Source organism: uncultured Fretibacterium sp. (assembly GCF_963544685.1).
Taxonomy (GTDB): Bacteria; Synergistota; Synergistia; order Synergistales; family Aminobacteriaceae; genus CAJPSE01.
In genome coordinates, this window is record NZ_CAUUGJ010000114.1 from 1 (window position 1) to 7390 (window position 7390).

Sequence of the window (7390 nt, forward strand, 5' to 3'; positions counted from 1 at the left end):
GCGTGGACGGCAGCACGGTGCCCGACGACGGCTCGGGGCCGATCGGGTGTTCCTCGGCGCGACGGCGTCTTCAACTGGCAACGCTCTTCCCGGGGCGGACCGTCGAGCCCGTTCGGGGCAACATCCAGACCCGACTGCGCAAGCTGGACGAGCCGGATGCGTCGGGCAGCAGGCCGTTCTCGATGCTGGTGCTGGCCGCCGCCGGGCTGCGCCGTCTGGGGCTGGAGGGACGGATCGACCGCCTCCTGTCCCCCGACGAGATGGTCCCGGCCGCGGGCCAGGGGATCCTGGCCTGTCAGGGGCGGGCGGGGGAGGACTACGCGTACCTGGATGTCGTTCGCGACCGGGACGCGGAGGACTGCGCCGCGGCCGAGCGGAGTTTCGTCGCGGCGCTGGGCGGCGGGTGCGCCCTGCCCGTGGCGGCCTATGCCGTCGCGGAGGGGGACATCCTGAACCTGTCGGGCTTCTACGCGGACGAGGTGCGGGGGATCCGCCGGACCGGAAAACTGTCGGGTCCCAGGACGGAGGCGGGGAGCCTGGGCCGTGAGCTGGCGGCGCGTCTGAGGGCGGCACGGTGGGACGATGGGAGGACGGAGGAACGATGAGGAGCGAACGGAGGAAGGGCGAGCCCATGGGAAAGGTCTGGCTCGTCGGGGCCGGGCCGGGCGATCCGGGGCTGCTGACGCTGAGGGGCCGGGAGGTCCTGGAGCGGGCGGAGGTGGTGGTGTTCGACCGGCTGGTGGGCGCCGGGCTCTTCGCCTTCTTTCCCGAGGGGGCCGAGCGGTTGGATGTCGGCAAGGAGGGGGGACGCCATCCGGTGCCCCAGCGGGAGATCGAGGCGCTCCTGGTGGACCGCGCGCTTGCGGGCAGGCGGGTCGTCCGCCTCAAGGGCGGGGACCCGTTCCTGTTCGGGCGCGGCGGCGAGGAGATCGAGGCGCTTCTGGCCCACGGCGTGCCCTTCGAGGTGGTGCCCGGCGTGACCTCGGCTTTCGCCGCCCCGGCCTGCGCCGGGATACCGGTGACGCATCGGGGCGCCGCGTCGTCGGTGCACGTCGTCACCGCCCACACGAGGGACGGGGACCTGCCGGACCGGGACTTCGAGGCTCTGGCCCGTCTGGATGGGACTCTGGTCTTCCTCATGGGCGTCGGGGCCGCCGGGGCGCTCTGCTCCCGCCTCGTGGAGGCGGGGATGGCCCCCTCCACGCCCGCAGCAGCGGTCGAGCGGGGCACGACGGCACACCAGCGCCTCGTCGCCGGGACCCTGGCCTCCCTGCCCGAGCTCGCCCGTTCCGCGGGCGTCCGCCCGCCCGCCGTCCTCGTCGTGGGGGAGGTCGTGGAGCTCGCCGAACGCTTCGGTTGGCGGGGAGCCCTGCCCCTTTCCGGCGTGAGGGTGCTCGTGACCCGTCCGAGGGGCCGTGCGGGGCGTCTGTCCCGGATGCTGCGGGATGCGGGGGCCGAGGTGGCGGAGTTCCCCTGCATCGCGACGGAGCCCCTGACGGGCCCGCTGCCCCTTCTGGAGGGCGCGGGCTGGGTGGGGTTCACCAGCGTCACGGGGGTCGAGGCGTTCTTTGGGCTGTTGGCGTCCGCCGGCCGCGACGTCCGCGAGCTCGGGTCCGCGCGCGTCGCCGCCATCGGCCCCGCGACGCGGGACGCGCTGCGCAGGCACGGGCTTCGCGTCGACTACATGCCGGACGTATACGACGGCGCGCATCTCGCCGAGGGGCTGGCCGACCGCATGGGAACGGGGGACATCCTGCTCTTTCGGGCGGAGTCGGGCTCGCCGGAGCTGACGGAGGTCCTGAGGGCCCGGGGCGTTCCCTTCCGCGAGGCGGCGCTCTACCGCACGCGGTACGCGAGGGGCGCCCCGCTCCCCGACTTCGATATGGCCCTCTTCAGCAGCGCCTCGACGGTTCGGGGGCTTGCGGCGTGCGTCCCGGACGGTTGGGACCGCTCCCGGGTCCAGGCCGTCTGTATCGGGGAGCAGACGGCGCGAGCCGCCGCCGGGGCGGGGTTTGCGAACGTGACCACGGCGTCGTCCGCCACGCTCGAAGCGCTGGTCGAGGCGGCGATCCGGGCGGCGTCATCATCCTGCCCGGATGCCCGAACACATTGGTCGCCTGGACAACGCATGTAAGCGCCGTTTCCGGGGAAACGGCGCTTCAGCTTACGATTCCTCTGATCTCCTCCTCCGACAAACCCGTTGTCTCCACAATGATATCCATAGCCAAGCCGCGCGCTGAAAGGTTTCGGGCCATCTCCTCTCTTGCGGTCCGTAAGCCCTGCTGCAGGCCCTGTTGCAGGCCCTGTTGCAGGCCATCCTGCAGTCCTCGCTCCTTGGCCTCCCTGAGCTGTTCGGACAGGGAGTGCTCATAGTCCGTCTGGGCGCGTTCGCGCATCAGATAGCCCACCCACTGCTGCGGGTCGGTGACAAACATCTCCTCCAGCTTCAGGATCCTCTCGATATCCGCGTCGCGCGACGCCAACTGTTTCAAGCCCTCCACACCTCCTATGCCTCCCATATAGCTCAACATCCGTTCCAATCCCGTTTGAGGCGTCTTTCTCAATTTCTTCAGCTTGGGGATCTCCAGGTAATGAAGCTCGATATCCTCACAATAGCACCGGTACGTCTCCGTATCCAGAAGGCGGTGAACGGAATGATAGGACTGAGGTTTATCCTCCAGAAGCTCGAAATTCAGAATGCCGACGAAGATGACAGGGTGAAGGGCGCCGTAGGAATCGCCCTGACGAATCTGGGTCACATAGCTGTTCATCACGTAGAACAGGCTGCGCTTGAAGATGTGCGGTTCCTTTGCGACCTGCACCTCGACATGAAAAATTCTGCCGTCCCTGCCCCTGGCCCGGACGTCGAAATGGGAGATCTTTCCATCCTCCAGAAAGGGATCGAACTCCCTGTCCATGTAGTCCAGATCCTCAATCTGCCTGTCCTCACCCAGCACGCTGTTGAGAAATCGGATCAAGATGTCCTTGTGATGTTCGGAGGCGAAGATGAACTTGAACAGCCTGTCGTTCAGCCTGTTGAGCGTCGCCGTCCTTTCGTCGATCCTGTCTCTGCTCATTTGCAGCCTCCCTGTGCCGATTTCCCGGCTTTTCACTCCGAGTGCAACACCTCGAGAAAGGGGGTCGAAAAACAAGCTCCCGATTGGCAGAAAGTCCCTGGATTCAAGCTGCGATGCCGGACCTGCAGCAACGGGACCGAATTTACACATCTTACTATAAATAAGTGAGAAAATACACTATCGACGCTTGCCATCCCGGGAACGCCGCACCGCCTGCCGCCGGCATGAATCTGCGGGCGACTATATTGCGCCCTCTTGCCAGGACAAGTTATGAAAAAACCGAATGGCCCTTTTTTGCGTCCATCGTCTGGGTACAGGCTCCCGAAGCCACCTGTCCGGATGCCTGCTTGCATGGAGGCGCACGAGTCCTTGACATATTTTACCTTGGTGCCTACTATAGAAAGAAGAATAAAAATGGAAATATGTATGTATTGTCTGGAATCGTTATGAATTCGGGGGCGGCGCGGGATCCGGGTACGACCTGAGTGAATAGGCGGATTCTATGGAACTATAAAGGCGCGGAGCGTCCCCTTCGGGACGTTCCGCGCCTTTATATATGTGTGGAGACGGTTCGGTCGGTTTCGCAGACGTTTTTGCCGGAGAATGACGAGCCGTACGGCGGCTTCGATCGCGAATGGGGTGCATTCCGGAGAGTGGACCAATGGCGGATTAGACGGGTTATATGGAGGATCGATGGAGGTGCGATCATGAAGAGGCGGTGTCTTTTTCTTGCAGCGGTGTTGTCGGCGTTCTGGGGGGGACGGATGGTTTTCGCGGAAATGCAGGTTCGTCTTTTCTTCCCGCCTGAAGCCTATGTCGGCGTACCTTGCCGTTATACGGTCGCGACGGTCGAGGCGATGAAGGGCGCGACTTTGCTTACGGTCGAGGACGCCTCTGGCCGGGTCCTCCATGAGAACCTGCCCTTGTCGGTCGAAGGCGGAATCTATGCGGCGACGCGCCGGCCCCTGTTCCTTCCGGCTGAGGGCGGCTACCGCTTTCGGGCGGCCCTGACCGACCACTCCGGGGCAACCTCCTTCTTTTCCTTTCCCGTCCGTTGCCGTCCGGCGCCGAAACCTCTGAGGGACTTCCGAGTCTCCAAGGCCCCCTATTATGTGGGGCAGAGCTTCGAAGTTGCGGCGCTCTTCGCATCCCTGCCCGGCAGCGTGGATATCGGCATCCTGAAGGACGGCGATTACCAGGGTGCCGATGTCGTTCTGAACAGCGGCGATCTGGAGGCAATCGGGTATCCGACGCCCCGTGCGTCCGGGGTTCACGAGGTCGTCCTGACCTTCGTCGATCCCTCCACGCGGAAGGTCTGCAGAGAGTCCATCCCCGTTTATGTCGATACCTACGATCGCGGCGGTGGGAAGGCCGCAGTCGAAAAGGGTGGCGGAGGCTGTCGCTCCTTTCCATTTTTCATTTCGTCGTTTTTTCTCGTGCTGTTCTTCTTTGGCGTTAAAAGGGAGGTTAAAAGAGGCAGGGGACGTACAGTCTGCCTTCTTCTGTTGGCGGTGCCGCTGGCCCTGGCGGCGTTTCCCGCCGGAGCTGCGACCTACCGGGTGACCGACCCGGGGGACGACATGAACGATCCGCCCGCCGGAAGCCTTCGGTCTATCTTATGGACGATCCGGCTGCTGGGGACGGAGGGGGATGTCATCCAATTTGCGCCGTCGGTCCATGAGATCGACCTGTGCGGCGTGCTTGACGCGAGTTCGATAAGAGGGCTGAAAATCGATGCCAGCACGGGCCGTGAGGGAAAGCGTCTGGTTCTTGGCCTTCGCGACGGGGGTTACCGTCATCTGCACGCCGCTGGGGATTTCCTCGCCAACGGGCTGGTACTGAAGGGGTTCGGCAGGGGGGACCCTCGGAATACGGGGGAGTGCAATGGGGGCCTGCTCTGCAACTGCAGCGGTTTTGTCCTCGAGGACTGTTCCTTTGTCGACATCGCCGGAGGGGAGGCCGCCGTGGTCGTCAGCTTCGACGTTCACTACGGCCGCGACTCGCGGATGGAACGTTGCCTGTTTCGGGGGAACGAATCCCGAAGCGGTCCCGGTGCATTGTTGGCGGATGGCGTCAACCTGACGCTGTTGCGAACGTTCGTGGGCTGGAACCGTGCGGACCGTGGGGGTGCAGCGGCCGTCTCCGGTCCCTCGCCGTGGCCCTCGGTACACAACACGATTGTCGGCAATCGGCTTGGCAATGTCGTCGTCTCTCCGGATTTCACGATATGTCGGCCGGCGGCGGGTCATGCTGCCGTGGAAGAGGTTCCCTTTGCCGCGCATCATACATTTTCCCCCTCGATAATAAGGAAGTGGGGTCCCGAGGTTTGCCTTGTGCTGAAGGATTGCCTTCTCGTCGACAACGAGACGGAATCGGCCGGCGGCGCGGTGGAGGCCCAGGCCCTGACGCTGTGCAACAGTACGTTGTTCGGCAACGTCGCGAGGCGGAGTAATTCCGCCGTTTCTGGGGTGCAGCCGCTCTTTTATGCCTCGCTGCTGGCGGATGGGCTCGAGGACAGTGCGGACGGCGTTGCCCTGGATGAAAACCGCAATCTGGTTGAAGCGCCGTCCGTCGACATGTCGGACGGCACGGTCGGAGAGGTTTTCGAGTTGTGGCCCCCGGAGGCCGAGGATCGCGGGGGCTACGCGCCCACAATTCCGATACGATACGCCGGTCCTGCCGAGGGGAGGGTTTCCGCCGACCTGCCGGCTATCCTGACGGATTACCCCTGGAATTTCCGGGCCGATGCACGCGGCGTTCCCCGTGATTATTCGAAAGGGGCCTCCGTCGGCGCCTGGGGGTTTGGGCAGGTCTCACTTCTTCCGGGAAATATCCGGAATTCCACGACGATCGCGTTCCGCCCAAAAGAAACGGGCTCGATCAAGGTGAAACTGGTGGAGAAGATCGAGACCGGATCGGACAGGGTGACGAACTGCCTGAAGGACGTGAAAATCCGTTTCGAGCTGATGCAGGGCAACAATCTTGGACGGCTGCCCCAGGTGAGGGCAACGGAGGACAACGGACGCGCGTTTGTGGTGGTCGATACGCTGGAGGGAGGCGACGGGACGGTCCGGGCCTCGGTTGCGAACAGGCCGTCGCAGTATCTGGACCTGTCGATCCGCCTGAGGCGCCCCGGGCAAGGGGAACCCACACCCCAGGACGGCGAGGACGACCTGTATGTCGTTGCACTGAGTCCCAACCGGACGAAGAACAACGTGGAAAACACATACGTCGCAACATACTCTCGGCCCTGTGCCTACAGCACCGTGTCGATCCGCCGCAAGGGACGTCCCGAAGAGGTCGAGAAAGAACTTCCCATCGCGATATCGGACTCCGTCCGGGGAACGATAAGCAAAAGACTGACCTTCGCGGAGAAGGGCAGCTATATTTTCGGCTTCAGGATGACGGACCCTGCCGGAAGGAGCTACGAGGACTCGAAGGAGGTCCGGGTATCGGACGCGTCCTTGAAGGTGTTCCGCCTGTCCGACCCTCCATATTATCAGGATAAGACATTGTCTATGATTGCTGTATTCACGAAGGTTCCCAGGGCCGTCGACATGACGCTGACGGATGAGGACGGCAGGGAGTTCAAGCCGGACATCCGCTACTCGGACGATCGGCTGGAGTGGGAGGGCCTTGCCGTGCTGAGGAAGCCTGGATACTACGCGGCCCGTCTGGACTACACGGACGGCGGGGAGGGGACGGCCCGCAGCGAGCGCTACACCATCCGGGTGGCGGAGTACTATGGCGATGGGAGCGATACGACGGCCATGGAGCACGGCAGCGGATGCAATGCCTTGTACGGCGCCGCTGTTCTGTTTCTCCTTGTGTGCTTCTTGCTGTTTGGCCGGTCCGGAGGAGCGGGAGGCCGCTTCTGGTGGGGAAGGGAAAGATGATGACGATGTTGAGGAGGAGAGCGGTTGCATTTCTGTTCGCCGCGCTGATGGCGTGGCCCGTGACGTACCTGACCTTTCGTGACCGGGGCAACTGGGAGTTCGTCCGGGTTCCGGGGCGGGAGTACTGGATCGACCACGCGGCCGACGGCTTTGCCGGGGGCTCCGGCGGTCCGGGCGACCCCTACGTGATCGAGACGGCGGAGCAACTGGCCCTGATGGCGAAACGGGTCAACGGAGGGGGGGCGAAGAGGGCCCATTTCCATATCTCGAGTGACATCGATCTGTCGGGACGGGACTGGGTGCCGATAGGGACGAGGGAAAACCCCTTCTCGGGACATCTGGAGAGCACTGGAGCCGTCGTCTCCAACCTGACGATCCGTGGGGACCGCGACGGGCAGGGGCTCGTCGGGGTGATGG

The 7390-nt window shown here is 64.0% G+C and carries 4 protein-coding genes and 1 pseudogene; 4 read left to right on the forward strand and 1 reads right to left on the reverse strand.

The genetic code is table 11. The annotated features are described in order from the left end of the window. Both ABLA28_RS09605 and cobA read left to right on the forward strand, forming a co-directional pair. Positions 1 to 605, forward strand: a pseudogene (locus ABLA28_RS09605) (hypothetical protein); the annotation flags it as partial. Then, entirely contained in the window at positions 602 to 2134 is a 1533-nt protein-coding gene (cobA, locus tag ABLA28_RS09610) for a uroporphyrinogen-III C-methyltransferase (RefSeq protein WP_347713478.1), read from the forward strand. The pseudogene ABLA28_RS09605 and the gene cobA, both read left to right, overlap by 4 nt. Positions 2135 to 2159: 25 nt before the next feature. Here cobA and ABLA28_RS09615 read toward each other — a convergent pair whose 3' ends face one another. Next, on the reverse strand, positions 2160 to 3077 hold the full coding sequence (locus ABLA28_RS09615; protein ID WP_314719255.1) for an Rpn family recombination-promoting nuclease/putative transposase: 918 nt from the start codon (positions 3075 to 3077) through the stop codon (positions 2160 to 2162). Between the two features lie 707 nt (positions 3078 to 3784). Between ABLA28_RS09615 and ABLA28_RS09620 the strand changes: the two genes are divergently transcribed. Further along, complete coding sequence (locus ABLA28_RS09620; protein WP_347713479.1) at positions 3785 to 6973, forward strand: hypothetical protein; 3189 nt, start codon at positions 3785 to 3787, stop codon at positions 6971 to 6973. Continuing rightward, positions 6955 to 7390: hypothetical protein (locus ABLA28_RS09625; RefSeq protein WP_347713480.1), on the forward strand; the 436-nt coding region annotated here is incomplete at its 3' end. The genes ABLA28_RS09620 and ABLA28_RS09625, both read left to right, overlap by 19 nt.

Bases quoted from the DNA above. Each gene is read 5' to 3' on its own strand.
- cobA (WP_347713478.1), top strand. From the start codon at position 602: ATGAGGAGCGAACGGAGGAAGGGCGAGCCCATGGGAAAGGTCTGGCTC.
- ABLA28_RS09615 (WP_314719255.1), bottom strand. From the start codon at position 3,077: ATGAGCAGAGACAGGATCGACGAAAGGACGGCGACGCTCAACAGGCTG.
- ABLA28_RS09620 (WP_347713479.1), top strand. From the start codon at position 3,785: ATGAAGAGGCGGTGTCTTTTTCTTGCAGCGGTGTTGTCGGCGTTCTGG.